At 70.1% G+C, this 25,562-nt stretch carries 24 protein-coding genes; 14 read left to right on the plus strand and 10 right to left on the minus strand.

Features of this window, described 5'->3' with window-relative positions; all coding sequences use genetic code 11:
• Positions 1-41 precede the first annotated feature (41 nt).
• The 3 genes from ACTWP9_RS07895 to ACTWP9_RS07905 all read left to right on the plus strand — a co-directional run bounded on the left by ACTWP9_RS07895 (position 42) and on the right by ACTWP9_RS07905 (position 2,092).
• Positions 42-893, plus strand: coding sequence for an AraC family transcriptional regulator (locus ACTWP9_RS07895; protein WP_443245284.1), 852 nt, complete (start codon positions 42-44; stop codon positions 891-893).
• Positions 894-1,082: 189 nt separating this feature from the next.
• Positions 1,083-1,790: an AzlC family ABC transporter permease gene (locus ACTWP9_RS07900; protein ID WP_443245577.1), complete on the plus strand. Its 708-nt coding sequence runs from the start codon at positions 1,083-1,085 to the stop codon at positions 1,788-1,790.
• Positions 1,787-2,092: an AzlD domain-containing protein gene (locus ACTWP9_RS07905; protein WP_443245285.1), complete on the plus strand. Its 306-nt coding sequence runs from the start codon at positions 1,787-1,789 to the stop codon at positions 2,090-2,092. Before ACTWP9_RS07900 ends, ACTWP9_RS07905 begins: the two co-directional genes overlap by 4 nt.
• Positions 2,093-2,233: 141 nt before the next feature.
• Here the strand turns inward: ACTWP9_RS07905 and ACTWP9_RS07910 are convergent, their stop codons facing one another.
• A complete protein-coding gene (locus ACTWP9_RS07910; RefSeq protein WP_443245286.1) occupies positions 2,234-3,139 on the minus strand; it encodes a hypothetical protein in 906 nt (301 codons plus the stop codon).
• 79 nt (positions 3,140-3,218) lie between these two features.
• On the opposite strand from ACTWP9_RS07910, the gene ACTWP9_RS07915 reads away from it, so the two are divergent.
• From ACTWP9_RS07915 to ACTWP9_RS07940, 6 genes are all read left to right on the plus strand, one after another.
• Positions 3,219-3,413 (plus strand): DUF3046 domain-containing protein, encoded by a 195-nt coding sequence (locus ACTWP9_RS07915; protein WP_443245287.1) that lies wholly within the window; start codon positions 3,219-3,221, stop codon positions 3,411-3,413.
• Between the two features lie 301 nt (positions 3,414-3,714).
• Positions 3,715-4,821, plus strand: a complete 1,107-nt coding sequence (locus ACTWP9_RS07920) for an AI-2E family transporter (protein ID WP_443245288.1) — start codon at positions 3,715-3,717, stop codon at positions 4,819-4,821.
• 268 nt (positions 4,822-5,089) lie between these two features.
• Entirely contained in the window at positions 5,090-6,262 is a 1,173-nt protein-coding gene (recA, locus tag ACTWP9_RS07925) for a recombinase RecA (protein ID WP_443245289.1), read from the plus strand.
• A 3-nt stretch (positions 6,263-6,265) separates the two neighbouring features.
• Positions 6,266-6,985 (plus strand): recombination regulator RecX, encoded by a 720-nt coding sequence (gene recX, locus ACTWP9_RS07930; RefSeq protein ID WP_443245290.1) that lies wholly within the window; start codon positions 6,266-6,268, stop codon positions 6,983-6,985.
• Positions 6,986-7,183: 198 nt separating this feature from the next.
• On the plus strand, positions 7,184-8,068 hold the full coding sequence (locus ACTWP9_RS07935) for a DUF2268 domain-containing protein (RefSeq protein ID WP_443245291.1): 885 nt from the start codon (positions 7,184-7,186) through the stop codon (positions 8,066-8,068).
• 10 nt (positions 8,069-8,078) lie between these two features.
• Entirely contained in the window at positions 8,079-8,837 is a 759-nt protein-coding gene (locus tag ACTWP9_RS07940; protein ID WP_443245292.1) for a MerR family transcriptional regulator, read from the plus strand.
• 187 nt (positions 8,838-9,024) lie between these two features.
• Here the strand turns inward: ACTWP9_RS07940 and ACTWP9_RS07945 are convergent, their stop codons facing one another.
• The 5 genes from ACTWP9_RS07945 to ACTWP9_RS07965 all read right to left on the minus strand — a co-directional run bounded on the left by ACTWP9_RS07945 (position 9,025) and on the right by ACTWP9_RS07965 (position 14,532).
• On the minus strand, positions 9,025-10,719 hold the full coding sequence (locus tag ACTWP9_RS07945) for an FAD-dependent monooxygenase (RefSeq protein WP_443245293.1): 1,695 nt from the start codon (positions 10,717-10,719) through the stop codon (positions 9,025-9,027).
• Positions 10,720-10,967: 248 nt separating this feature from the next.
• Positions 10,968-11,894, minus strand: coding sequence for an amino acid ABC transporter permease (locus ACTWP9_RS07950; protein WP_443245294.1), 927 nt, complete (start codon positions 11,892-11,894; stop codon positions 10,968-10,970).
• A complete protein-coding gene (locus tag ACTWP9_RS07955; protein ID WP_443245295.1) occupies positions 11,891-12,538 on the minus strand; it encodes an amino acid ABC transporter permease in 648 nt (215 codons plus the stop codon). The genes ACTWP9_RS07950 and ACTWP9_RS07955 overlap by 4 nt, the downstream gene beginning before the upstream one ends.
• A gap of 181 nt (positions 12,539-12,719) precedes the next feature.
• Positions 12,720-13,631 (minus strand): glutamate ABC transporter substrate-binding protein, encoded by a 912-nt coding sequence (locus ACTWP9_RS07960; protein WP_443245296.1) that lies wholly within the window; start codon positions 13,629-13,631, stop codon positions 12,720-12,722.
• A 115-nt stretch (positions 13,632-13,746) separates the two neighbouring features.
• Positions 13,747-14,532, minus strand: coding sequence for an amino acid ABC transporter ATP-binding protein (locus ACTWP9_RS07965; protein ID WP_443245297.1), 786 nt, complete (start codon positions 14,530-14,532; stop codon positions 13,747-13,749).
• A gap of 452 nt (positions 14,533-14,984) precedes the next feature.
• Here ACTWP9_RS07965 and ACTWP9_RS07970 point away from each other — a divergent pair, with 452 nt between their 5' ends.
• The gene (locus ACTWP9_RS07970; protein ID WP_443245298.1) at positions 14,985-15,713 is read left to right on the plus strand and encodes a response regulator transcription factor; all 729 of its coding nucleotides are present in this window, start codon (positions 14,985-14,987) and stop codon (positions 15,711-15,713) included.
• 30 nt (positions 15,714-15,743) lie between these two features.
• Positions 15,744-17,171, plus strand: coding sequence for a sensor histidine kinase (locus ACTWP9_RS07975; protein ID WP_443245299.1), 1,428 nt, complete (start codon positions 15,744-15,746; stop codon positions 17,169-17,171).
• On the opposite strand, the gene ACTWP9_RS07980 is transcribed toward ACTWP9_RS07975, so the two are convergent.
• Positions 17,137-20,208: an alpha-mannosidase gene (locus ACTWP9_RS07980; RefSeq protein ID WP_443245300.1), complete on the minus strand. Its 3,072-nt coding sequence runs from the start codon at positions 20,206-20,208 to the stop codon at positions 17,137-17,139. The genes ACTWP9_RS07975 and ACTWP9_RS07980 overlap by 35 nt on opposite strands.
• Positions 20,209-20,293: 85 nt before the next feature.
• On the minus strand, positions 20,294-21,292 hold the full coding sequence (locus tag ACTWP9_RS07985) for a TAXI family TRAP transporter solute-binding subunit (protein WP_443245578.1): 999 nt from the start codon (positions 21,290-21,292) through the stop codon (positions 20,294-20,296).
• Positions 21,293-21,633: 341 nt separating this feature from the next.
• Between ACTWP9_RS07985 and ACTWP9_RS07990 the strand changes: the two genes are divergently transcribed.
• The 3 genes from ACTWP9_RS07990 to ACTWP9_RS08000 all read left to right on the plus strand — a co-directional run bounded on the left by ACTWP9_RS07990 (position 21,634) and on the right by ACTWP9_RS08000 (position 24,563).
• Entirely contained in the window at positions 21,634-22,119 is a 486-nt protein-coding gene (locus ACTWP9_RS07990; RefSeq protein ID WP_443245301.1) for an ATP-binding protein, read from the plus strand.
• An 81-nt stretch (positions 22,120-22,200) separates the two neighbouring features.
• A complete protein-coding gene (miaB, locus tag ACTWP9_RS07995; protein WP_443245302.1) occupies positions 22,201-23,721 on the plus strand; it encodes a tRNA (N6-isopentenyl adenosine(37)-C2)-methylthiotransferase MiaB in 1,521 nt (506 codons plus the stop codon).
• Positions 23,722-23,855: 134 nt separating this feature from the next.
• A complete protein-coding gene (locus ACTWP9_RS08000) occupies positions 23,856-24,563 on the plus strand; it encodes a class III extradiol dioxygenase subunit B-like domain-containing protein (RefSeq protein ID WP_443245303.1) in 708 nt (235 codons plus the stop codon).
• 187 nt (positions 24,564-24,750) lie between these two features.
• On the opposite strand, the gene ACTWP9_RS08005 is transcribed toward ACTWP9_RS08000, so the two are convergent.
• The gene (locus ACTWP9_RS08005) at positions 24,751-25,038 is read right to left on the minus strand and encodes an antitoxin (RefSeq protein WP_443245304.1); all 288 of its coding nucleotides are present in this window, start codon (positions 25,036-25,038) and stop codon (positions 24,751-24,753) included.
• Between the two features lie 44 nt (positions 25,039-25,082).
• Complete coding sequence (locus ACTWP9_RS08010) at positions 25,083-25,484, minus strand: hypothetical protein (RefSeq protein WP_443245305.1); 402 nt, start codon at positions 25,482-25,484, stop codon at positions 25,083-25,085.
• Positions 25,485-25,562 lie beyond the last annotated feature (78 nt).

The raw sequence follows: 25,562 nt of genomic DNA on the forward strand, positions 1-25,562 counted from the left end.
ACCGGCCCGGTGGTTGTGCTGCCGGGGCGGAGAATGGGGGCATGACGCAGAGGGAGAGCGCGCACTACTGGCAGTCGCCGAAGCTGCCCGGTGTCGACCTGCTGCGTGCACGCTACATACGCAAGATCTTCGCGCGGCACACCCACGAGACCTATGTGATCGCCGCGATAACGGAAGGCGTGGAGGCGTTCCACCACGGCGGCAGCGTGCACCGGGTCGGCCCCGGCGGACTGGCTCTGATCAACCCCGACACGACGCACACCGGGCACGCCGGGACACCCGAGGGCTGGTCGTACGAGGTGCTCTACCCGGACCCCTCCCTGGTGGCCCGGATCGCGGCCGAGACCACCACCATCCGGGGCACCCCGGGATTCACCGCCCCCACGGCCGACGACTCCGTCTCGGCCCGCCATGTGCAGGCGATACACCGAGCCCTTGAGGAGGGCAACGCGCTGGCCGCCGACACTCTCATGCACGCGGTGGTCGCCCGGCTCCTGCGGCTGCACGGCGGCCCGCTGCCCGAGCGGTCCGTTCGTACGGCGGGCGCCCGGTATGCGCTGCGGGCCCGCGCGGTGCTGGAGGAGCGGATGGCGGACCCGCCGTCCCTGGAGAGCCTCGCCACCGAGCTGGGTACCAGCCCTTTCGCGCTGCTGCGCGCCTTCCGGCAGGTGTACGGGATGCCGCCGCACACCTGGCTGACGGACGCGCGCGTGCACCGGGCACGCGCCCTGCTGGACGCGGGACTGCCGCTCGCCGAGACCGCCACCGCCGTCGGCTTCACGGACCAGGCCCATCTGACGCGGCACTTCGGGCGGATCATGGGCGTCCCGCCCGGCGCCTACCGCCGCGGGCGTGCAAGAACGTACAAGAACGGGTGGCCCCCGGTCTCCTAGCGTGGCCGCGTGCCACAGCAGAGAGAAACCTTCGACCAACCGAAGGCGTCGGACAGCGGTCCGGCGCCCGAAACCTCCGTCATACCCGACGCCCTTGATGAGGGCGCATCGGAAAGCTCGGAAAGCCCACAGGGCGGACGGGACGGCAGCGCTGTCGCACGGGACGACCGTGCTGTCGTACGGGACGCGCTGGGCGTCGGGATAGCCGTCGGGCTGTCCGGCTTCGCCTTCGGTGTGACGGCCGCCGGTGCCGGCATCTCCCTGGCCCAGACGTGTGCGCTGAGTCTGTTCGTGTTCACCGGGGCCTCGCAGCTCGCCCTCGTCAGCGCGCTGGCCGCCGGTGGCGCTCCGCTGACAGCCGCCGCCGGTGCGTTCTTCCTGGGCTTCCGGAACGCCTTCTACGGACTACGGCTGTCCCGTCTTCTGGGGCTGCGCGGTGGTGCGCGGCTCGCAGCCGCGCACTGGGTGATCGACGAGACTTCGGCCGTCGCTCTCGCGCAGCGCGGACAGCACGCCGTCCGGCTCGGCTTCACCGTGACTGGGGCGACACTGTTCGTCCTCTGGAACCTCACCACCCTGCTCGGCGCGCTGGGCGCGGAAGCACTGGGCGACACGAACGCCTGGGGCCTGGACGTGGCCGGACCTGCGGCCTTCCTCGCCCTGCTGGCTCCCATGGTCCGCAGTGGCGTCGAGCGGGCGACAGCCGGACTCGCCGTCGTCCTGGGCCTGGGCCTGCTGCCCGTGCTGCCCGCCGGTGTGCCGGTCCTGGTGGCAGCCCTGGCGGCACCGCTCGTCCTGCTGGTGCACAGCAGAGCGCTGCCAGGCAAGCGGGCGGAGGGAGATGCAAAGTCGGCGGAGCGAGCCGGAAAGCGGACGGCGAAGGAGGAGTCGCGGTGAATGTGTGGATCGCCATCGGGGCCACGGCCCTCGGCTGCTATCTGGTGAAGCTGCTCGGTCTCTCGGTGCCCGCGGGCGTGCTGGAGCGGCCGTTGGTCCAGCGGCTGGCAGCGCTGCTGCCGGTGGCGCTGTTGGCGGCACTGGTCGCTCAGCAGACGTTCGCCGAGGGAACGACGCTCGTACTCGACGCCCGCACAGCCGGGCTCGCCGCAGCCGGGCTCGCACTGGTCCTGCGGGCGCCGTTCCTCGTGGTCGTTGCCGCCGCCGTGCTGGTGACGGCCGGGGTGCGGGCGCTGGGTTAGCCGAGGTGGACGGAAGTCGGCGGCGCACCGGGAAAACGCTGCGGGGGAAATTAATCGAGCGTTGGACAGATCTCCGCCGGACAAGCGCCAGCTTTCGCGCAACAGCGTAAGTCGTCCGTCGCCGCCTGCCCGGGGCGTACGTCAGAGCTGTCCGTACGCGCGCAGCGTGTGCAGGGCCTCCAAGGTGACCAGAGGGCGCCCCTCCAGGGCCGTTCCGGGGGCCCATCTGCGCCAGTTGATGTCCCATCCGCCGTCGTCCTGTTGGCGACTGATCAGGTGGTCGAGTCCGCGTTGCAGCTCCGCGTCGGAGAACCAGCGGCGGGCCAGGGAATCGGGCCGGTGCGCGAAGTCGGTCACATAGTGGTACTCACCGGGCGCGTAGCCGTCGGGGAGGGGGAAGTCGGCCGTGCGGTCCGGGTCCGTCACGGCGAGCCGCTGCTCGCGTACAAGAGTGCCCAGCCGACTTGCCGCGGCCTCGGCGCGCGGCCGGTCCGGGACGCCGTCGAGGAAGGCGAGCGCTGCCCGCACCTCGTACGGATGCGTCTTGCCCATGGACTCGATGGTGCTCCAGCAGTAGTCCGTGGCGCGGAACAGCCAGGCGTGCCAGACGCTGTTGCGGTGCAGGGTGCCGACCACCGGGCCGGTCGCCAGCAGGTCGCTGGGCGGCGAGTCCTGCACCGGGATCCAGGGCGCGGCGGGGTAGCCGCGCAGCGAGGGGTGCACAGCGGGCAGTGCGCCCTCCGGTGTGGAGACCGCCGTCAGATAGCGGCCGATGCGTTCGACCCGCTGCCCTGCACAGCGCCCGATGCTGTCCAGTACCTGCACAGCGGTGGCCGTGTGCAGCGGCTGGCTCACGGGACCGCGCAGGTCGGGCTCCAGCGCGTGGCCGTAGCCGCCGTCGGCATTGCGATAGGCGTCGAGGGCGGTCTCGACAGTGCTCGGGTCGCCGTCCAGGAAGTCGTGCTCGAAACGCCGCTGTTCCAGCACGCGCGCTGTCAGCCAGATGAAATTCTCCGCGCGGGAGAGAACCGATCCACAGGGAGCCATTCTCCGACGGTAGGCCCGCGCGGTCGCCGGGTCACGGCTGTCGGCCGGAGCCAACCCTTCAGGGCGGGATACTGGAGTCATGCGGTTGACGGACTTCTGGCAGCGAATGGCGGAGCACTTCGGCGAGACATACGCCGACTCCTTCGCGCACGACCACGTGATGTCCGGTCTCGGCGGCCGTACGGTGCACGAGGCTCTCGCCGCGGGCTGGGACGCGAAGGACGTCTGGCGCGTGGTGTGTGACGTCATGGAGGTACCGGCGCACAAGAGGTGAGTCGTTTGCCGGGCGCCGTGTCCCAGGGCGCGAAACTTGCCCGGTGGGTGCACCAGACGACGGCGACCGGGACCGGGACGAGAGGGACGGCGACGGGGAGCGGGACGGTGGTGCAGAGAACCACGCCGACAGGAGCGGTGCGGTCGGCCCTCCGGACAGGAGCGCGGGGCCACCGAGCGGGAGTGGGGGACCGCAAGGCGGGAGTGGAGGGCCACCAAGCCGGGATGCGGGACCGCAGGGCGGGAGTGGGGGATCGCCGGAGACTGCTCAGGGGCCGGATCGGGAGTTGCGGTCCGCACGCATGCCGCGCTGGTTGCCGCGTGCCTTCGTGCTCGCCCTGGGGCTCTTCGGTGCCTACCAGATCCTCAGCTGGGCATTCCTGCGCACTCTCGGACTGCTGCTGAACGTTCTGATCGCGTTCTTCCTGGCGTTGGCCATGGAGCCTGCCATCGCGGGTCTGGCCCGGCGCGGTATGCGGCGCGGGCCGGCCACCGCGCTGGTCTCCGTGGTGCTCCTGGCCGCCGCGGCCGGATTCTTCGCGGCGCTGGGCTCACTCTTCGCCGAGCAGGTCAGCCGCATCGTGGAGAGCCTGCCCCGATACGTCTCCGAGGTGCTGCGCTGGAGCAACGACCACTTCCACACCGATCTGGACGTCGACAAGCTCCGCTCCAAGGTCATCCACTCCGACTGGGCACAGAGCTTTCTGCGCAGCGGAGCGCAGAACGTGTGGGGCATCTCCGCGACTGTGCTGGGCGGGGTCTTCCAACTCCTGACGGTCGCCCTGTTCACCTTCTACTTCGCCGCCGACGGGCCCCGGCTGCGGGTGGCGCTGTGCTCCGTACTGCCGCCCGCGCGGCAGGCGGAGGTGCTGCGTGCCTGGGAGATCGCGGTGGCCAAGACCGGGGGCTACATCTACTCGCGTGCGCTGATGGCGCTGATCTCCGCGGGTGCGCACTACGTCTTCCTGGAACTGCTCGGGGTGCCCTACGCCGCCGCGCTGGCCGTCTGGGTCGGGGTGGTCTCGCAGTTCGTGCCCACGGTCGGTACCTACATCGCCGGTGCGCTGCCGCTGCTGATCGCGTTCACCGTCGATCCCTGGTCGGCCTTGTGGGTGCTGGTGTTCATCGTCGTCTACCAGCAGCTCGAGAACTACATCCTCCAGCCGCGCATCATCGCGAGGACCGTGAACATCCATCCGGCCGTCGCCTTCGGCTCGGTGATCGCCGGGACCTCGCTGATGGGGGTCGTCGGCGCGCTGGTCGCGATCCCCGCCATGGCGACACTCCAGGGGTTCCTCGGCGCGTATGTGAAGCGCTACGACGTGTCGGACGAGAGGCCCGGGAGAAGGACATGGGGGCGCCGAGGCGGTAGGGGACGTGGACGGTGGCGGTGGCGGCGCAGCCGATGAACGGGGTGTTTTTCCGCCTGCGCACGGCCTGAAGCGCCTCCGCGAGACCGCCTCAGCAGCACCTTTCACCTGGGGTTTTCTGAGTTATCCACAGGAAAGCGGGGCGACTTGACGCAAAAATCGAACATCGATTCTTATAGAGGCTCCGGCGAGCACGCCCGCTCAGGCCATGGCCCAGTGAGCGCGGGTCCGGACCGATTGTCAGTGGCAGGCGCTAGCGTCTTGAGACGTGAAGCGATCGACTCAAGCAAACAACCGGGTGGCACCCATGGCAGGAACCGACCGCGAGAAGGCGCTCGACGCCGCGCTCGCGCAGATTGAACGGCAATTCGGCAAGGGCGCCGTGATGCGCATGGGCGAGCGGCCGAACGAGCCGGTCGAGGTCATCCCCACCGGGTCGACCGCCCTTGACGTGGCCCTCGGCGTCGGCGGTCTCCCCCGCGGCCGTGTGGTCGAGGTCTACGGACCGGAGTCCTCCGGTAAGACGACCCTGACTCTGCACGCGGTGGCCAACGCCCAGAAGGCGGGCGGCACGGTCGCCTTCGTGGACGCCGAGCACGCGCTCGACCCCGAGTACGCCAAGCGCCTCGGTGTCGACACCGACGCGCTGATCCTCTCCCAGCCGGACAACGGCGAGCAGGCCCTCGAGATCACCGACATGCTGATCCGCTCCGGCGCGCTCGACCTGATCATCATCGACTCGGTCGCGGCGCTGGTGCCCCGGGCGGAGATCGAGGGCGAGATGGGCGACTCCCACGTCGGCCTCCAGGCCCGGCTGATGAGCCAGGCGCTGCGGAAGATCGCCGGCGCGCTCAACCAGTCCAAGACCACCGCGATCTTCATCAACCAGCTTCGTGAGAAGGTCGGCGTGATGTTCGGCTCTCCGGAGACCACCACCGGTGGCCGTGCACTGAAGTTCTACGCCTCGGTGCGGCTCGACATCCGTCGGATCGAGACCCTGAAGGACGGCACGGACGCCGTCGGCAACCGCACCCGCGTCAAGGTCGTCAAGAACAAGGTTGCGCCGCCCTTCAAGCAGGCCGAGTTCGACATCCTCTACGGCATGGGCATCAGCCGCGAGGGCGGCCTGATCGACATGGGCGTGGAGAACGGCTTCATCCGCAAGTCCGGCGCCTGGTACACCTACGAGGGCGACCAGCTCGGCCAGGGCAAGGAGAACGCCCGCAACTTCCTGCGGGACAACCCCGACCTCGCCAACGAGATCGAGAAGAAGATCAAGGAGAAGCTGGGCATCGGCGTACAGCCGCAGGACCCGGCGGGCGAGCCCGGCGCGGACGCCGCGGACAGCACCTCGGCAGCTCCAACAGCGGCGGCCACGCCGGACGGCACGGACGCCGCAGCGGCCAAGACCGTCCCGGCCCCGGCGGCCAAGACGGCGAAGACGAGCAAGACGTCCAAGGCCGCAGCGGCCAAGAGCTAGCCCGTGACACGGCGCAGCGACTGGCCGGAGTACACCCCGTCCCCGGAACCGGTCCCGGCCTCCGCCCCTTGGGCTGATGACGGCCCGGTGGCGGACATTCAGGACAGCGATGGTCCCGCTTCGTCGAGGGCCGAAGTGGGACCATCGCGTGCGTCGGCCCGGAAACCGGGCCGACGCCGGGCCGGGGGGCGGGGCCCGGAGGGGGACGCGGAGCCAGCGGATCCGGTCGAGCGGGCCAGAGCCATCTGCCTGCGGCTGCTCACCGGTACGCCCAGGACGCGTCAGCAACTCGCCGACGCGCTCCGCAAACGCGAGGTGCCGGAGGAAGCCGCCGAGGAAGTGCTGGCCAGATTCGAAGACGTCGGCCTCATCGACGACACCGCGTTCGCCGCCGCCTGGGTGGAGTCCCGTCATCACAGCCGAGGGCTGGCCCGCAGGGCGCTCGCCCGCGAACTGCGGACCAAAGGCGTGGACTCCACCGTGATCGACGAGGCCGTCGGCCAGCTCGATTCCGAGCGCGAGGAGGAGACGGCACGCGCCCTGGTGGCCCGCAAGCTGCGTTCCACCAGGGGGCTCGACAGAGACAAGCGCCTCCGCCGGCTCGCCGGAATGCTGGCCCGTAAGGGCTACTCCGAGGGCCTCGCCCTGCGGGTGGTCCGGCGAGCGCTGGAAGAGGAGGGTGAAGATCCTGAAGTGCTGGAAGAGCACTTCCCCGGCCTTTGAGGGGGAGGTCGGTCCGGTCGTTCAGCCGTGGGCCCTCAACCCCGAGTTCGGTCACTGGCGGTGTGCGCGTTCTTGAGTAGCCAAGCCAAGCCAAGCCAGGCCAGGGCGGTGCGGGGGCCGGCGTGCAGGCCGTCCGTACCTCGACGGGAGCGCCGATGGTTTGACCTTGACGCTGCGTCAACTTCTAGCATCTGGGCCATGTCGATAACTGTTCTTGACACCTACTCCGCCATGCGCCGGATCCTGCTGGCTCCGGTCGCGGACCGCGTTGACCTGTTGCGTTCGATGCTGGAGGCCAACAGGGGCATGTACCGCTACCACCCCGGCGAGGTCGACCTGGTGGCCGTGCACCACCAATCGTCCGGATTCCCCATCGACCGCGACGAGGAACGTTGCCTCGACGCGCTCGAAACCCTGGCGGCGGCCGGGGCCTGGGAGCGGATGCAACGTGCGCTCGACGACGCTCTCGCCGTGCTGCTGGAGGCGACGCCGGGACTGGAGGCCCCGGACATCACCGTGCTGTTCGTGCTCGGCGATCCGAGTGACGAGCACTTCATGGGTCCCTGCAAAGGGTTGACCGGGTTCGGCGGTATCGCGGGCCACATCGCCATCACGTTCTGGCCCTTCCCCGAGAACGTGGAGCGGCTGGAGGCCACCGCCGTGCACGAACTCCACCACAACCTGCGATGGGCCCCGGGCGGGGTGGTGTGGGACCCGATGACCGTCACGGTCGGCGAACACATCGTCGGCGAGGGCCTGGCCGACGCCTTCGCCCGCCAGCTCTACGGCGACGAGCTCGGCCCTGCCCGCATCGGCGTGCCGCACCTGCACGACGACGAGGTCTTCGCCAAGGTGCTCACCGGGCTCGACGTGACGGGCATGGAGAACTTCACCGCCTGGGTGCACGGCGACCCCGGCGCCGAGCGCCTCGGCCTCACCCCGGTGGGGCTGCCGATGGGCGCCGGGTACGCCGCGGGCAACAGGCTGGTCGACACCTATCTGGCGGCGACCGGGCAGACGGCGGCACAGGCCCTGCACGCCGACAGCTCAAAGATCATCGCCGCCACGCTCGGCCACGGGTAACACTGGAGCGATGGAGTGGACGATCCAGGAACTCGCGGCGAGGGCCGGCATCACCAGCCGCACCCTGCGTCACTACGACCGCGTCGGGCTCTTGGCCCCGTCCCGGGTCGGTGCGAACGGGTACCGCTACTACGACGCGAGCGCGGTCGCCCGGCTCCAGCGGATCCTGCTCATGCGCCGGCTCGGCATGGGTCTGCCGGCCATCGCCGAGGTCCTGGCCGACGAGGTGGACACCTGCGACGGGCTCCGCGCCCATATCGCCGCGCTGGAAGAGGAACGGGACCGCATCGAACGGCAGATCGGGTCCGTGCGCCACACGCTGGAGGCCCTGGAGGCGGGGGCGGAACCCCGGATGGATGTGATGCTGGCGGGGTTCAACGACCTCTACAAGGACGAAGTGATCTCACGCTGGGGCGAGCGCGCGTACCGAGTGAGCAACGACTGGTGGCACGGCAAGTCCCTTGACCAGCAGCGGGCCTGGAAGCAGGACACCGAAGACCTCGTCGCTGCATGGGTCGCCGCAGTGAAGGCCGGAGTTTCTCCGACATCGGAACACGCTCAGTCACTGGCTGCCCGGCACGTCCAGTGGCTGAGCCAGATCCCGGGTACGCCCACGGCCGAGGGCGACCGGGAGCGCTCGATCGACATGGTGAAGGGACTGGGGGACATGTACGTCGACGACCCCCGCTTTGCCGGCATGTACGACGACGCCGCGGGGGCGACGTTCGTCCGCGACGCACTGCAGGCGTACGCGCGGACGCGGATGTAGCTCGTGTGGTTCGCAGAAATGACTCGTTCTGCGAGATCCTCTTCGTCGGCATGGCCGAGTCCGAAAGCGAGTACATCCGCGAGAAGCACGCTCATACGCACCTGCGGGCGCAGGGACGCGCCCCCTCCGCGCCCTCCCTCAGGCGCGCCCCCCGCGCCCTCGCCAGGTGCTTCCCCCGCGCCTTCCCTCACCCATGCGCTCCTCCGCGTACGACCTCCGCGCAGGTGCGCAGCGCGTTGGAGCGTCCCGCGGGGAAGGCGGCCGCGAGGTGGCCGTCGGCGCGGACGGCCAGCACGGTGTGCGCCGCTGCCCCCGGATAGCTCTCGGCGACCAGCAGTTTGGCGCGCAGCGGCAGTGCGTCAACGGTGGCCACCAGTTCGGGCATCATTCCCGCCGTCAACCAGTGGCGGCTGTCCCACACTCCGGTTCCCGGCGCCACCAGCAGCACCAGTAGTTCCCCGCCCGGGCCGCCCAGCCAGTCGTGCAGATTGCCGCGCGAACCGTCGGCGGCGGTGACCGGGACATCGCACACGGGGGCGCCGGGTGCCGTACCGACGGACACCTCACCGATACTCCCGCGCGGCGGCGTCAACGGCGTGCGGGAGTACGCGGGGGGTGCGCCCAGCAGGCCCCGCCCCAGGTGACCGTCGGTGAGCAGGCCCAGATGGGAGCGTGCGCCGCCGCCGGGGAGCAGCGCGCGCAGCCCGCCGCCGCGCCGTACGACGGGCAGGGCCTGGTCGACGGCGCGCAGCCGGGCGACCATGGCGCCGCGCCGCTCCGTCTCGTAGCTGTCCAGCAAGGTGTCCGCTGCCGGGCCGTGCCCGTGGTGCCAGGCCAGCGCGAGCTTCCAGGCGAGGTTGGCGGTGTCCCGCAGCCCCTCGTCGACGGACTGCACCCCCAGCGCACCGGTCAGATGTGCGGCGTCCCCGGCGAGGAAGACCCGGTTCACACGCCAGTGCCGGGCCAGCCGCTGATGCGCGGTGTGGACACCGGTGTCCACGAGTTCGTACGGGCCGATGCCGTTGCTCGGGCCTCCGTCCTCGGTGCCGGTCCCACGTCCGCCGGCTCCCACGGGCCTGCGGCGGGCAGGCGCGGTGCTTGCGGCGGACTTCAGCGACTCCTCGGACCAGACGGCGAGGGTGTCCGCCACCCGTTCCAGCATCTCCTCCGGGGTCACCAGATCGCCGCGCGGGGGCAGCAGCCAGTCCAGCCGCCATCGGCCTCCGGCGAGCGGCCGGGCCGTGACCTCGCCCGGCGTGCCGCCCGGGTCGCGGTGCAGCAGTGCGCCGCCCGCGTCTCCGGGCTGCCATGTGCCCTCCTCGTCGTCCTGCCCTTCCTCCCACGGCAGCCGCACCCGCAGCGCGGCGACCGCGTGCCGCTCGACCGCCGTACGACCGGGGAAGCGCACCCCGAGCAGTTTGCGGACCATGGAACGCGCGCCGTCGCAGCCGACGGCGTAACTGCCGCGCCACCAGGTGCCGGAAGCGCCGCGGGTGTGCACCGTGACGCCGCTCGCGTCCTGTTCCAGCAGGTCGACGTGGCTACCGGTGACGATCCGGGCGAGCTTCTCGTCCGCCAGCGCGCTGCGCAACGTGCGCTCCAGGGCGTGCTGTTCGATGTGCACCGGTGCCTGCTCCGGGGCGAGATCGACCTGGTCGACCGGCTGCGCACGCCGCTGGGTGCGCCAGGAGCGCCAGCGCAGTCCGGGCAGTGCGGGCAGGACGGCGGCGGTGTCCGGGCGCAGTACGCAGGTGCGCGCCGCGCGGGGCGGCGGGTTGCCGTCGGTGGAGTCCAGGACGACGGAGGGGACGGCGTGCCGGGCGAGAGCGAGGGAGAGGGCGAGTCCGGCCGGACCTGCCCCGACGACGATCACCGGATCCACAGTGTGGAAACCTCACAGCCCTGGTGGTGCTGACGGGGGCGGGGTTTCTCTGGTGGTGGAGCCTGGTGCGCGATCACGCTGGTATGCAACCCACTGCCTGAGCACGCGTCAAGTGACGCCATAAGATGCCAACGCGGCCCATGGCGCGGGCGGGTGGCCCGCGCCATGGGCCGCGGCGGATGTGCGGTCCGGGGCACTGGTGTCCCGGGGGTGGTGTTCGGCTCAGCAGCTGGACACAGCCTTGGGGCTCAGTCCTTGGGCCGGGCGTCCTTGGGCTCGGCGTCCTTGGGTTCGGGCACCGGCGTCAGGTCCGTGCTGCCGGACGGCACCACTTCCTTGGGCTCCTTCGCCTCCGCGGGCACGATGCCCGCCTTGGACCGGCGTCCGCGCTGCTCGACGAACTTCGCCAGCCAGGCCAGGACGAGACACAGCGCGATGTAGATGGCGCCGAAGACGATGACCGTCTGGACGGTCGGGTAGACGCCGCCCACCGGGGTGTTGTTGGCGATGAGCCGGGCCGAGTACAGCAGCTCCGGGTAGAGGATCATGAAGCCCAGCGAGGTGTCCTTCAGGGTCACCACCAGCTGGCTGATGATCGAGGGCAGCATGGAGCGCACGGCCTGCGGGAAGAGGACCGAGGCGGTCACCTGGGTCTTGCGCAGTCCGAGCGCGTATGCCGCCTCCACCTGGCCCTTGGGCACCGCGTTCACACCGGCGCGCAGCACCTCCGCCTGGACGCAGCCGTTGTAGATGGTCAGGCCCAGCACGAGCGCCCACATGGGCGTCATGTCGCCGAGAATGCCGACCCACAGGGCGAAGATGGTGATGAGCAGCGGGATCGACCGGAACAGGTCGATGAAGACGACGGCCACCCAGCGCACCGGCTTGTGGTCCGACAGCCGTGCCACACACAGCACCACGGCGAAGACCAGCGAGAAGACACCCGCCAGGGCGAACACCTTCAGTGTGGACAGCAGGGCGTCGAGGATGTTCTCCCGGATGCCCGAGTAGTTGAAGATGTCCCACAGCTCGCCCGCGAACTGCCCCTTGTCGTACAGCCGGTAGCAGACCCAGGCGATCAGGCCGAGGACGGCGAGACTGCCGACGACGGAGTAGATCAGGTTGCGGACGCGAGCCTTCGGGCCGGGCGCGTCGAACAGGACGCTCGCGCTCATCGGGCGACCTCCAGACGGTTCTCCAGCAGCCGGAAGAGGCCGTTGATTGCGTAGGTGATGATCAGGTAGCCGATGGTGATCCAGATGAAGATCATGGCGATGTCGTAACCGTCGTTGCTCAGCGTCTTCTGGATGTTGAACAGATCGACGTTGTCGAAGGCGCCGGCAATCGCGGTGTTCTTCGTCAGGGCGATGAAGATGCTGCTCAGCGGCGGTACTACCGAGCGCGTGGCCTGGGGGAGCACCACGATCCGCATGGTCTGGGTGAACGTCATACCGATGGCGCGGGCGGCCTCGGCCTGGCCCATCGGCACGGTGTTGATGCCGGAGCGGACGGCCTCGGCGACGAAGGACGAGGTGTAGAAGCCGCAGGCGCAGACGGCCAGGATGAAGGAGTTGATGCCCGGGAAGAGCACCTTGGGCACCACGAAGAACGCCACCAGGAAGAGCAGCGTCAGCGGGGTGTTCCGCAGCACCGTCACCCACAGCGTGCCGAATATGCGCAGCGGGGGCACGGGCGAGACGCGGCAGCCCGCGATCACCAGACCGAGCACGACGGCGAGCACCGCGCTGACGACCGTCAGCCACAAGGTGCCGAGGAATCCCTCGCGGAACAGCGCCAGGTTGTCGAGAAGTACGTTCATGAATTCTCCGCGAGGAGTCGCGTAGGGGCGGCGGAAAGGGCCGGACCGGGCACGGGACTGTCACCCGCCGGGTGGGGGGCGACGCCGGAGCGAACGGTGTGCCCGCAGGAGCGAACTGTGTGCCCGCAACAGCACGCCCCGCCCCGCGCGGCGCTGACGCCGGGGAGCGGGGCGTGGGACATCACTTCTCGGTGATCTGGGGCGGCGTCTTGAACTTGGAGCCGGACTTGCCCAGCGTGGCGTCGTACGCCTTCTTGTAGTTGCCGTTTTCCTCGTGCTTCTTGATGGCGTCGGCGACGGCCTTCTGGAGGGCCTTGTCGCCCTTCTTCAGCCCGACGCCGTACGGCTCGTCGGAGAAGGGCTTGCCGACGACCTTCAGCTTGCCGGGGTTCTGCGCGGCGTAACCCATGAGGATCGCGTCGTCCGTGGTGACCGCGTCCACCTGGCCGTCCAGGAGCTGCGAGACACACTCCGAGTACTTGCTCAGCTCGGTGACCTTGGCGCCGTACTTGGGCTCCTTGATGGTCTGCAGCGGCGTCGAGCCGACGATGGAGCAGACCTTCTTGCCCTTGACGCTGTCCGGCCCGGTGACGGACTTCTCGTCCTTGCGGACGAGCAGCGAGGCGCCGGCGTGGAAGTACGGACCGGCGAAGTCGATCTGCTTCTTGCGCTCGGGGTTGATCGTGTACGTACCGATCATCAGGTCGACGTCGCCCTTGGAGACGGTGGTCTCACGGGCTCCGGAGTCGACCGTCTTCCACTCGATCTGCTTGGGGGAGAAGCCCAGGTCGGCCGCGATCATCTTGGCGATCTCGATGTCGAAGCCGGAGTACTTCTTGGTCGACTGGTCCTGGAAGCCGAGGTAGGGCTGGTCGGCCTTGGCGCCGATGATGATCTTCCCGCGCTTCTGGGCCTTCTTCAGGACGGCGGAGTCGACCTTGACGTCCTTGGCGACCGAGTACTTCGGCAGCGCCTTCTCGTCCGTCTGGTCCTTCGGCTTGTCGCCGGCCGAACCTTCCTTGCCCCCGCAGGCCGCGGTGGCGGCGAGAGCCAGGACAGCGGCTGCCGCCGCGGCGGTCTTGTGGAACTTCATAGTGAACATCCCTTGCTTGAACAGTCGTTGGCCCAGTGCGCTGGTGCGCCGCCCGCTCGGCGCGCCGTCCCTGCTCGGGAGCGGGGCCGTGAGTGCGGGCTCAGGTGGTGAAGGCTCAGTGGTGCAGGATCTTCGAGAGGAAGTCCTTGGCACGGTCGCTGCGCGGGTTGCTGAAGAACTGCTCGGGGGTGGCCTCCTCCACGATCCGGCCGTCCGCCATGAAGACCACGCGGTTCGCGGCCGACCGTGCGAAGCCCATCTCGTGCGTGACGACGACCATGGTCATTCCGTCCCGGGCCAGCTGCTGCATGACCTCCAGAACCTCGTTGATCATCTCGGGGTCGAGGGCCGAGGTCGGCTCGTCGAAGAGCATCACCTTCGGGTCCATCGCCAGTGCCCGGGCGATCGCGACGCGCTGCTGCTGGCCGCCGGAGAGCTGTGCGGGGTACTTGTCGGCCTGGTTGCCGACGCCGACCCGGTCGAGCAGCGTGCGGGCCTTCTCCTCCGCCACCCGCTTGTCCGCCTTGCGGACCTTTATCTGGCCCAGCGTGACGTTCTCCAGCACCGTCTTGTGCGCGAAGAGGTTGAAGGACTGGAAGACCATGCCGACGTCGGCACGGAGCTTCGCCAGTTCCTTGCCCTCCGCGGGCAGCGGCTTGCCGTCGATCGTGATGCTGCCCGAGTCGACCGTCTCCAGCCGGTTGATGGTGCGGCACAGCGTGGACTTGCCGGACCCTGAGGGGCCGATGACGACCACGACCTCGCCCGGGGCGATGGTCAGGTCGATGTCCTGGAGGACGTGCAGCGCACCGAAGTGCTTGTTGATGTTGTCCAGCACGACCAGCTTGTCGGTCGCGGACTCGGGACCGCCTGCGCCCTTGGTCACCGATACTTCGCTCATCGACGTGTAGCTCCGTCCTCGTCGGTTGCGAGGACCTTAGTGAGCCGCCGACGTGACCGTCATTACATCTGAGCTGAAATTGAGGATAACGATCCGGCTGCGACACGGTGCATCGGGTAGAGAGGGCAAGGGAGGGTTGTCAGGCGGCTCTCCGGCCCGCACAGGCTCCGGCACGCAGCTGCCACCGGCCGGTCGGCGGCCCGCACAGGCCCCTGGCCCGCTGTTGCCAGGACGGTCGCCGTACCGGCGCGTGACGGCTGCTGCACCGGTTGTTGCACTGGATGTACGGCTGTCGTCGGACGGCTGTATGACGGTCGTCGTACCGGCTGTATAACGGATGCCTGCGCGGTCCCGAAGACCCCTTGACTCACCTGCGTCGATCGGCGTGGATGCACTGTTGGATGGTTCGCCGGGGGCGGTAGGAGAACAGTGGGAGAACAGGAGAGTGTCGGGTGAGACTGCTGCTCGTCGAGGACGACGACCGCGTCGCCGCGGCGCTCTCCGCCGTGCTCGCACGGCACGGCTTCGAGGTCACCCATGTACGCAGCGGCGCCGAGGCACTCGACGAGCTGCTGGTCGGCGGCCAGGAGGCGGCCGGCTTCGCCGTCGTCCTGCTCGATCTGGGCCTGCCCGACCAGGACGGCTTCGAGGTGTGCGGCCGTATCCGCCGTACCAGCTCCACCCCCGTGATCATGGTGACCGCGCGCGCCGACGTACGGTCCCGGATACATGGCCTCAACCTCGGCGCGGACGACTATGTCGTCAAGCCCTACGACATGGGTGAGCTGCTCGCCCGCATCCATGCCGTCAGCCGCCGTACGGCCGGCGAGGACGCCCCCGCGGCCGGCGAGGGGGGGGCCACCCCCCAGGGCTCGGACGGGGCCGGCACGCTGCGGCTGGGCGCCGTGACCATCGAGCTGCCCACCCGGCAGGTCAGCGTGGACGGCGCTGCGGTGCCGCTGACCCGTAAGGAGTTCGACCTGCTGGCGCTGCTGGCCCAGCGTCCCGGCGTCGTCTTCCGGCGCGAGCAGATCATCAGCGAGGTCTGGCGCACCAGCTGGGAGGGGACCGGGCGCACTCTGGAGGTGCACGTCGCCTCGCTCCGCTCGAAGCTGCAGCGGCCCGCCCTCATCGAGACGGTGCGCGGGGTGGGCTACCGCATGGCCGCCCAGGGCGACTGACCGGCCAGGGCCGACCGGAACGACGACGACGTGCGCAGCCGCCTCCTCCCCCTCCTGATCATCCTGCTGGCCGGGATCCTGCTCGCCCTGGGATTCCCGCTGGCGGTGAGCCAGGCACAGGCCGAGCAGCAGCAGGTGGTGGTCGACAGGATCGACGACACCGCACGCTTCGCCTCGCTCGCCCAGTTCGTCACCTCCACCAGCCAGCCGGACGAACGCCGGGACACCCTCCAGCACGAACTGAACCGCTACCACGACCTCTACGGCATCCGTGCGGGCGTCTTCTACCGCGACGGCCGCACCATGGCCGCCGCTCCCGACGACTGGCGAGTGCCCGGAGACAGCCAGGAGGCCGGGCAGAAGGGCCGGCCGGACGGCGCACGGGCCTTCGCCGAGGCACTGGCCGGACGCCGCAGCCACGACCCGCCCCAGGTGTGGCCCTGGCAGAGCGGCGGCCGGATCGCTGTGGCCTCCCCCGTGATCCGGGACGGTGACGTGGCCGCCGTGGTGCTGACGGACTCGCCCACCGGGCCGATGCGGTCGCGGATCCTGCGCGGCTGGCTGGCCATCGCCGTCGGCGAAGGCGCCGCGATGCTGCTGGCTCTCGGGGCCGCGCTGCGCCTGACCGGATGGGTGCTCAAGCCCGTACGGACCCTGGACCGGGCAGCCCACGAGATCGCCACCGGCAAGCTCACCTCCCGCGTCGTCGACTCGGTGGGCCCTCCGGAGCTGCGCAGACTGGCGCACTCCTTCAACGAGATGGCGGGCAATGTGGAGAGCGTGCTGGAGCAGCAGCGCGCCTTTGTCGCCGACGCCTCCCACCAGCTGCGCAACCCGCTCTCCGCGCTGCTGCTGCGCATCGAACTGCTCGCACTGGAGCTGCCCGAGGGCAACGAGGAGATGGCCTCGGTACGCGCGGAGGGCAAGCGGCTGGCGCGGGTGCTGGACGACCTCCTCGACCTGGCGCTGGCCGAACACTCCGACACCGCGCACGTCCAGCTGACCGACGTCGCCGAGATCGCCGCCGAACGCGTCGCAGCCTGGCGGCCCAGCGCCGAGCAGAAGGGCGTCGGGCTGACGGCGGCCGGACAGTCGGCCGCGACCGGGTGGGCCGACCCGGTGGCGCTCTCCAGCGCACTGGACGCCGTTGTCGACAACGCCGTGAAGTTCACCCCGGACGGCGGCAACGTCACCGTCACCGTGCACGCGGAGGGCGACAGCGTGACGGTCGAGACGGCGGACGGCGGCCCCGGGCTGACCGACGACGAGCTGGAGCGGGTGGGTGACCGCTTCTGGCGCAGCGGCCGCCACCAGAACGTCTCCGGCTCGGGGCTCGGCCTGTCCATCACCCGCGCCCTGCTCGCCGGGGGCGGCGCGAAGCTGTCCTTCGCGCACAACGAGCCGCAGGGACTGCGGGTGATGATCACCGTTCCCCGGAACGCCCCAGCCGAAGAGTGAGGATCTGGAACGGCCGCAGCGTCACCCGGACACCGGTTTCCTCCACGGTGTGGTGCGCCTGCGGGTCGGCCAGCGGTCGCTCCAGCAGATCCGTCTCGGCCACCGATGTGACGGGGAAACCGGGTGCCAGCAGTGCGCTCGCCCGGCCGCCCAGCGACTCGTAGAGGCGTACGACGACATCACCGCTGCGGTCATCCGCCAGTTTCACCGTCTCGGCGACGATCTGGTCGCCCTGCTCGCCTTCCAGGGCGACCAGTGGTGTGACGGGGCTTCCGTCGCCCAGGACGGTCCGCTCGGGCAGGTTGATCCGGTGGCCCTCGCGCACCGCGTCCTGGAGGGTCGCTCCCGGCGCCAGTCCGTAGCGCATCCGGTGCCGCCCCTGGTCAGTCTCCGGGTCCGGATAACGGGGAGCGCGCAGCAGCGAGAGTCGGACCGTGGTCGTCTGGCCACCGTCCTCGCGGATGTCCCGCGTGACGTCGTGCCCGTACGTCGAGTCGTTGACCAGCGCGGCGCCCCAGCCCGGCTCCTCCACCTGCAGCCAGCGATGCGCACAGATCTCGAACTTGGCAGCCTCCCAAGAGGTGTTGGTATGGGTGGGCCGGAAGACGTGCCCGAACTGTGTCTCGGCGGCGGACCTGTCGGCCTTCACATCCAGCGGGAACGCCGCCTTGAGCAGCTTCTCGCTCTCGTGCCAGTCGACATCGGCCTCCATGAGCAGCACAGCGCTGCCCGCCTGCACGGTCACCGTCTGCACCACGGTCGACCGTCCGAACGACCGGGTAGCCCGGACAGTGGCACTGTTCCCGTCGGCCTCGGCGACGGTCAGCTCATCGGCGTGCGTCAGATCGGTGGCCGTGTGCCGGTAGAAGGCGTCGACATCCCAGGCGTCCCAGTGGTTGGGCAGATCGGGATGCAACTGGAGGAGGTTGGCCGCCTGCCCCGGTGCGACCGCCTCGTGCCCGGCGCGCTGGTCGTATGCGGAGACGACCAGACCCCGGCCGTCCACCTCCACGCGCAACAGCCCGTTGTCCAGCGTCCAGCCGCCGCTTGCACTTTCGGCCACCGTGACGGCCCCTTCGCGCTGCTCAGCCCCGTACTGCGGGCGCTCGTCGGCGGGTCGGGCGCCGCCTGCCGGGATGCCACAGCGAGAGTGCGGCGAGCCGTTGAAGACGAGCTCCCGCTCCCCACGCCCGGCGAGGGCCTGCTGCGCCCCGCCGACGATCTCCGTCAGTTCCTCGGCCACGCGCGCGTACGTCTCGCGGGCCTCCCGGTGCACCCAGGCGATGGAGGAGCCCGGCAGGATGTCGTGGAACTGGTGCAGCAGCACTGTCTTCCACAGCTCCTCCAGCCGCTCGTACGGATAGGTGTAGCCGCTGCTGCGCACCGCCGCGGTCGCCGCCCACAGCTCGGCCTCGCGCAGCAGCGACTCCGAACGGCGGTTGCCCTGCTTGGTCTTGGCCTGCGAGGTGTACGTCCCCCGGTGCAGCTCCAGATACAGCTCGCCCTGCCACACAGGTGCGTTCGGATACTCCTGCCGCGCCTTCTCGAAGAACGCTGCGGGCTTCTCCACGGTCACCCGCGGGGAGCCGTCCAGATCCCGCAGGCGGGCCGCGCGGGCCAGCATCTCGCGGGTCGCGCCGCCCCCGCCGTCGCCGTGGCCGAACGGGACGAGGGAGCGCGAGGCGGCGCCCTTCTCACGGAAGTTGCGTGCCGCGTGTGCCAGCTCCCTGCCGCTGAGCGTCGAGTTGTAGGTGTCGACCGGCGGGAAGTGTGTGAAGACCCTCGTCCCGTCGATGCCCTCCCACCAGAAGGTGTGGTGCGGGAAGGGGTTGGTGCTGCTCCAGGAGATCTTCTGGGTCAGGAACCAACTGGAGCCCGACAGCTTCACCAGCTGCGGCATGGCTGCGGTATAGCCGAAGGAGTCGGGCAGCCACACCTCCTCCGTCTCGATTCCGAACTCCTCCAGGAAGAACTTCTTGCCGTAACCGAGCTGCCGCGCCATGGCTTCACCGCCCACCATGTTGGTGTCCGACTCCACCCACATGCCGCCCACAGGTACGAACCGGCCCTCGGCGACCTTCTCCTTGACCCTGGCGTACACCTCGGGCCGGTGCTCCTTGATCCAGGCGAACTGCTGGGCCTGCGACATGGCGAAGACGAACTCGGGATGGTCGTCCATCAGCGCCACCATGTTGGAGGCCGTACGCGCCACCTTCCGTACCGTCTCGCGCAGCGGCCACAGCCACGCCGAGTCGATGTGCGCGTGCCCCACGGCGCTGACCTGGTGCGCGGAGGCCCGCGCGGGAGCCGTCAGCGCGGCGGTGAGCAGCTCCCGGGCGCGGTCGGCGCTGCCGGGTACATCGGCCAGGTCCAGGGCGTCCAAAGCCCGTTCCAGGGCGCGCAGCAGCTCCCAGCGGCGGGCGTCCTCCAGTGGCAGCTCGTGCATCAGCGAGCCCGCCACCTCCAGATCCATCGCCAGCTCCCACACCTGCGGCTCGAAGACCGCCAGATCCATCCGCGCCAGCCGGTACAGGGGTGTGCTGTCGGCGGTGAGCACGTCGCCCTGGTAGGTCGGCGTCTGCGGTGTGTTGACGACCGGGTTGGAGGCCGCCTCGACGTACAGCTCGATCTCCTCTCCGCCGACGGCCGCATCCGCCAGCCGTACCCAGGAGTTGCGCGGGTGCAGTCCTTTGACCGCCTCGCCGTCCGCGCGGTAGACCAGCCCCTCGCACTGGAAGCCCGGCATGTTCCGCTCGAAGCCCAGGTCCAGCACGGCCTCCACGGTTCGGCCCGCCCACTCGTGCGGCACCTGCCCTCTCACCCGGAACCAGGTGGTGCCCCAGGCCGGCCCCCACGCTTCGCCCACCGCGGCCGGTCCATAGGGCGCCGAGATGCCCTCCGCGACCGGTACCGGCTCGCCGGGCGCCTCCCAGCGCTCGACGGTCAGCGGCAGCGCGGAGGTGTGGAGTGCGGGTCGTACGCGCTCGTCCAGCACGCGGCGCAGCCGGTCCTCGACGGTACGGCGGTCGTCATGCATCGATCGGCTCCTTGGTGGGGTCGGGGCCTGGCGTCGGCAGCGACGTTCCGGTCAGGGCGATGTTGCTGTCAGGACGATGTTCCCGTCAGGGCTTGGACGAGCGGTAGTAGTGGCGGGCTCCCTCGTGCAGCGGCACGGGATCGGTGTAGATGGCGGTGCGCAGATCCACCTTCTGTGCGGCGTGCACCTCACGCCCGATCTGGTCCCTGCTCTTGATGACGGAACGGGTGATGCTCTCCGTCAGCGCGGCATCCGTACGGTCCGTGGTGACCAGCAGGTTGGCGATGGCCACGGTCTTGACGGAGCGGCCGCGCTGCACGGTGGGGTAGGCGTCGGGTGCCATCACGGCGGCGCGGTAGTAGCGCATTTCCGGGCGCTGTTCGTGCAGCCGGGGCAGCAGATCGCCGAGTTGCACCAGACGGATGTCCGTCCGTTCCGCCAGGCGCTCGATCGCACCGGTCGGCAGTCCGCCGGACCAGAAGAACGCGTCCAGCTTCCCTTCGGACAGCAGCTTGGGCATCGTGTCGATGCCCTTGCGGACCGGACGCACATCGTGGTCCATGTCCAGCCCGGCGGCCTTCAGCAGCCTCTTGGTCACCAGAGCGACCCCGGAGCTCCTCTCACCCACTCCGACACGGAGCCCTTTGAGGTCCTTGGCGCTGTCGACCGGCGAGTCCCTGGGAACCACCAGATGCATGTAGTCGTCGTAGAGCCGCGCGCACGCCCGGATGTGTGAGGCGCCCTTTCCGCCCTTCTCCTGGTAGGCGGCGAGCGCATCGGAGGCGGTGATGGTGAAGTCCGCCTGCCCGGAGACGATCCGGGACACGTTCTGTACCGAACCCTGGCTGCGCTGGAGCCCCAGGTCGACCTGCGGCAGATCCCTGGCCAGCCGCTGCTTGAACAGGGTGCCGTAACGCTCGTACACACCGGTGCGCACCCCGGTGGCGAAGGTGATCTTTCCGCTCGGCGAAGGGGAGGGGGACGGCCGTAGCCACCACACCAGCAACCCGCACACCACGAGCACCGCAGCCGCAGCCCACAGAACACGTCGCCGACCGGTGCTGAGTCCGCCCGGGCGGCGCATCGGACGGGACACCGTTCGCGGACGCAGGCTGGCCATGAAAGGGGATACTGCCAGCACCGCGGCCCCGAGGGGAGTGGTGGGAATCACCCGGGCCGTCATCCGGAGCACCACCCCCGTGCGAACGCGCCGATTCGCGAACTGCAAATTTCACACTGTCGCTTGCTGAGTGGAACTGCATGGGGCCATAGTGACGGTCAGACCACGCGCGTCACGGCCCTCCGCGGGGCCGGGACCAGCTCGACGGAAGGCGCCTCCACGTGTACGCCGCCCCCGCTCGCAGGGATCCCGCAGCAGCCGCCACGACAGCGTCTCCGGCGTCCGAAGGTGCCTCGCACCCGGCAGTGCCGTCCGGACACGCGGAAGACCCCACCTGGCAGCTGCGCTTTCCGGCGCGGGAGCAGTACATCGCGCGGGCACGCGTCGCCTTCACCTCGTGGCTGAAGGAGCGGCAGAATCCGGAGATACCGGAGATATCCGCCGAGGCGGTGGACGACGCCGTGCTTCTGCTCTCCGAGCTGGCCACCAACGCCGTCGTGCACACCCGCTGTCTGCCCGACGCGGAGCTCGTCTGCCGCGCCGCCCTGGCCGTCCGGGAAACCCCCGCTGCCGCACTGCTGCGCATCGAGGTGCACGACCACGCGGAAGGCGACGACAGGCCGCAGTTGAAGGACAGCGAGGCCGCCGACGAGAGTGGCCGCGGCCTGTGCATCGTGGCCGCGCTCGCCGCCGACTGGGGAGTACGGCCCTCCACCGTCACCGACGGCAACGCGGTCTGGGCGACGCTACGGCTTCCCCGCGAACTCCCCGGCGAACTCCCTGCGCAGTGACGTGCATCACAGTGCTCCGGTAACGGTTCGGGGTACCCGCCCGGGGGCCGGGACACCGGCGCGAACGCCTACCCTTGTCGCATGAGCAGTAGCGACCGGGGTCAGACAGTGGACGTCAAGGGGACGTACGAGGTGCGCACCTTCGGGTGTCAGATGAACGTCCATGACTCCGAGCGGATGGCGGGCCTGTTGGAGGACGCCGGCTACGTCCGTGCGCCCCAGGGTGCCGACGCCGCTGACGTCGTCGTCTTCAACACCTGTGCCGTACGCGAGAACGCCGACAACCGGCTATACGGCAACCTCGGCCAACTCGCCCCCAAGAAGGCCGCACGCCCCGGCATGCAGATCGCGGTCGGCGGCTGTCTGGCCCAGAAGGACCGGGACACCATCGTCAAGAAGGCGCCCTGGGTCGACGTCGTCTTCGGCACCCATAACGTCGGCAAGCTGCCTGTGCTGCTGGAGCGCGCCCGCCTCCGGGACGAGGCGCAGGTCGAGATCGCCGAGTCGCTGGAAGCGTTCCCCTCGACCCTGCCGACCCGCCGCGAAAGCGCCTACGCGGCATGGGTCTCGGTCTCCGTGGGCTGCAACAACACCTGTACCTTCTGCATCGTCCCGCAGTTGCGCGGCAAGGAGAAGGACCGCCGCCCCGGCGACATCCTCGCCGAGATCGAGGCGCTGGTCGACGAAGGCGTCAGCGAGATCACCCTGCTCGGCCAGAACGTGAACGCCTACGGCTCCGACATCGGCGACCGGGAGGCATTCAGCAAGCTGCTGCGCGTCTGTGGCCGCATCGAGGGGCTGGAGCGCGTCCGCTTCACCTCGCCGCACCCCCGCGACTTCACCGACGACGTGATCGCCGCCATGGCCGAGACACCGAACGTGATGCCGCAGCTGCACATGCCGCTCCAGTCCGGCTCCTCGCGCATCCTCAAGGCGATGCGCCGCTCCTATCGGCAGGAGCGCTTCCTCGGCATCATCGAGAAGGTCCGCGCCGCCATTCCTGAGGCCGCGCTCTCGACGGACATCATCGTCGGCTTCCCCGGCGAGACCGAGGAGGACTTCGCCGAGACGCTGCACGTGGTGCGCGAGGCCCGGTTCGCCCAGGCGTTCACCTTCCAGTACAGCAAGCGCCCCGGTACGCCGGCGGCCGAGATGCCCGGCCAGATCCCCAAGGAGGTCGTCCAGGAGCGCTACGAGCGCCTGGTGGCCCTCCAAGAGGAGATCTCCTGGGAGGAGAACAAGAAGCAGGTCGGCCGCACGCTGGAGCTGATGGTCGCCGAGGGCGAGGGCCGCAAGGACGACGCCACCCGGCGGCTGTCCGGCCGCGCCCCCGACAACCGTCTGGTGCACTTCACCCGGCCCGAGGAGCCGATGCGCCCCGGCGACGTCGTGACCGTCGACATCACCTATGCCGCGCCGCACCATCTGCTCGCCGAGGGCCCCGCCAAGGCCGTACGCCGCACCCGCGCCGGCGACGCCTGGGAGCGCCGCACCATGGCACCCGAGGAGCCGCAGCAGGGCAAGGGCGTCATGCTCGGCCTGCCCACCGTCGGCGCCCCGGACCCGCTGCCCGCCGCCACCGGCGGCTGCGGCCTGGGCTGACGCCCGGCGCGACCGACATGGCGTAGGCCGTCGGACGCGCCTGTGTCATCTGTTTCAGCCGATCTCGCACGCTCGGGTGAGTCACGGCGCGGGCATGGTGGGAAGTGCTGCGCAGGGCACTTAAGCTGCGCGCCATGCTTGTCGCCGCAGCCGTATGTCCCTGCCCCCCGCTGCTCGTACCCGAGGTCGCGGGCGGTGCCGCTCCCGAGATGGACGCCGCGCGCGCCGCCTGCTACGACGCCCTCGGCGTCCTGGCGGCGGCCCGCCCCGACCACCTGTATGTGCTCGGCCCCGCCGAACCGTCCGGCCGCGGACCGCATCCGCAGGGCGCGCGCGGATCGTTCGCCGGATTCGGCGTTCCCCTCGAAGTGAGCCTCGGCAAGGGGGAGCCTGCCCGGCGTGAGCTGCCCCCGTCGCTGGCTGTCGGCGCATGGCTGCTGGAGCGCACCGACTGGACCTGCTGCCCGGTCGAGGGGCTGGGCATCGGAGAACCGCTCGCGCGGGCCCGCTGCGAGGAGACGGGCCGTGAGCTGGCGGCGCATGCTGACCGCGTCGCGCTGCTGGTGATGGGCGACGGCAGCAACTGCCGCACGCTCAAGGCCCCCGGCTACTTCGACGAGCGGGCCGCCGCCTTCGACGCGGAGGCAGCCCGTGCGCTGGGCGACGCCGACAGCCCCGCGCTGCTCGCCCTGGACGAGGAGCTGGCGTACGAGCTGAAGGCCGCCGGGCGCTCTTCGTGGCAGACGCTCGCGGGCGCCGCCCAGGGCGGCGATCTGGCCGGACGGCTGCTGTACGACGAGGCGCCCTACGGCGTCGGCTACATGGTCGCGAGCTGGTCGTAACGGAGCGTGCGCCTCGGAGTACGTACATCGGACGCGTACTCACAGACGTGCAGCCGCACTCTCAGGCGTACCAGCACGGCAGCGGGGGGGTTCGGTGCCGATGCGCACCGAACACCCCCGCTGAGCGCAGGCGATCTCTGTCAACGAAACGCGTTCCCGCGCGCCTAAGACCCAAGAATTCAGGAGCTCAGGAGCCGGACCCGGACGGGCCGCTTCCGCTGCCGGTCGGGCCGGAGCCGCTGCCGCCCCCGCTGGGGCCGGAGCCGGTCGGACCGCTGCCCGAGCCGCCTTCGCCGCGGCCTTCGTCGCCGAGTCGCCGGGTCGCGTCCTTGGCCTTCCGGGCGCCGGTATTGATCTTGTCGCTGTATTTGCCCTTGGTCTTGGAATCCGCAAGCTTCGCGGCCTTGTCCACGCTCTGCTGAACCTTGTCGCCGTGCTGGCCGAGCAAGCCCTTGACCTTGTCCATGAAGCCCATCGCGGTCCCCTTTCTCCCTTGCCGCGCGGGCCTGGCCGCGCGGCCTACTTGCGGGCGTTGTCGCCTGTCTCGCTGTCGGCGGCCTGTTCGGCGGACGGCTGCTTGGGGATGCCGACGCCCGCCTCGCCGGTGCCGGTACCAGCCTCCGCCGCATCGGCCGCATCCGACGCATCCGCCGCCTTGGCGACGTCGTCCGTACCGACCGTATCGTTCTCGCCTGCCGGGGCTTCGGCCTCGGCCGACGACGGGCTCTCCCTGGAATCACCGTCCGGGCTCTGCGCTCCGTCCGGTCCCGGCGCTCCGGCATCCGGCTCCACCTGTGCGGATCCGTCGCCCCGCTCGGAGGCGCGCTCCTCCGGTCCGGGTTCCTCCGCGGGAGTGGCCTCGGGGCTGCCCTGTGTTGACTTGCTGGACGAACGACGGAGAAGCTTCGCAAAAACGCCCATATCTACTCCAGATCTTACTCGTGTGGGCGAAATCCCGCGCCTTGCGGAGCGTCCCTTTGCGCCGCCCCGGGGCACCGG

It is taken from the genome of Streptomyces sp. 3N207 (genome assembly GCF_052246355.1).
Lineage (GTDB): Bacteria > Actinomycetota > Actinomycetes > Streptomycetales > Streptomycetaceae > Streptomyces.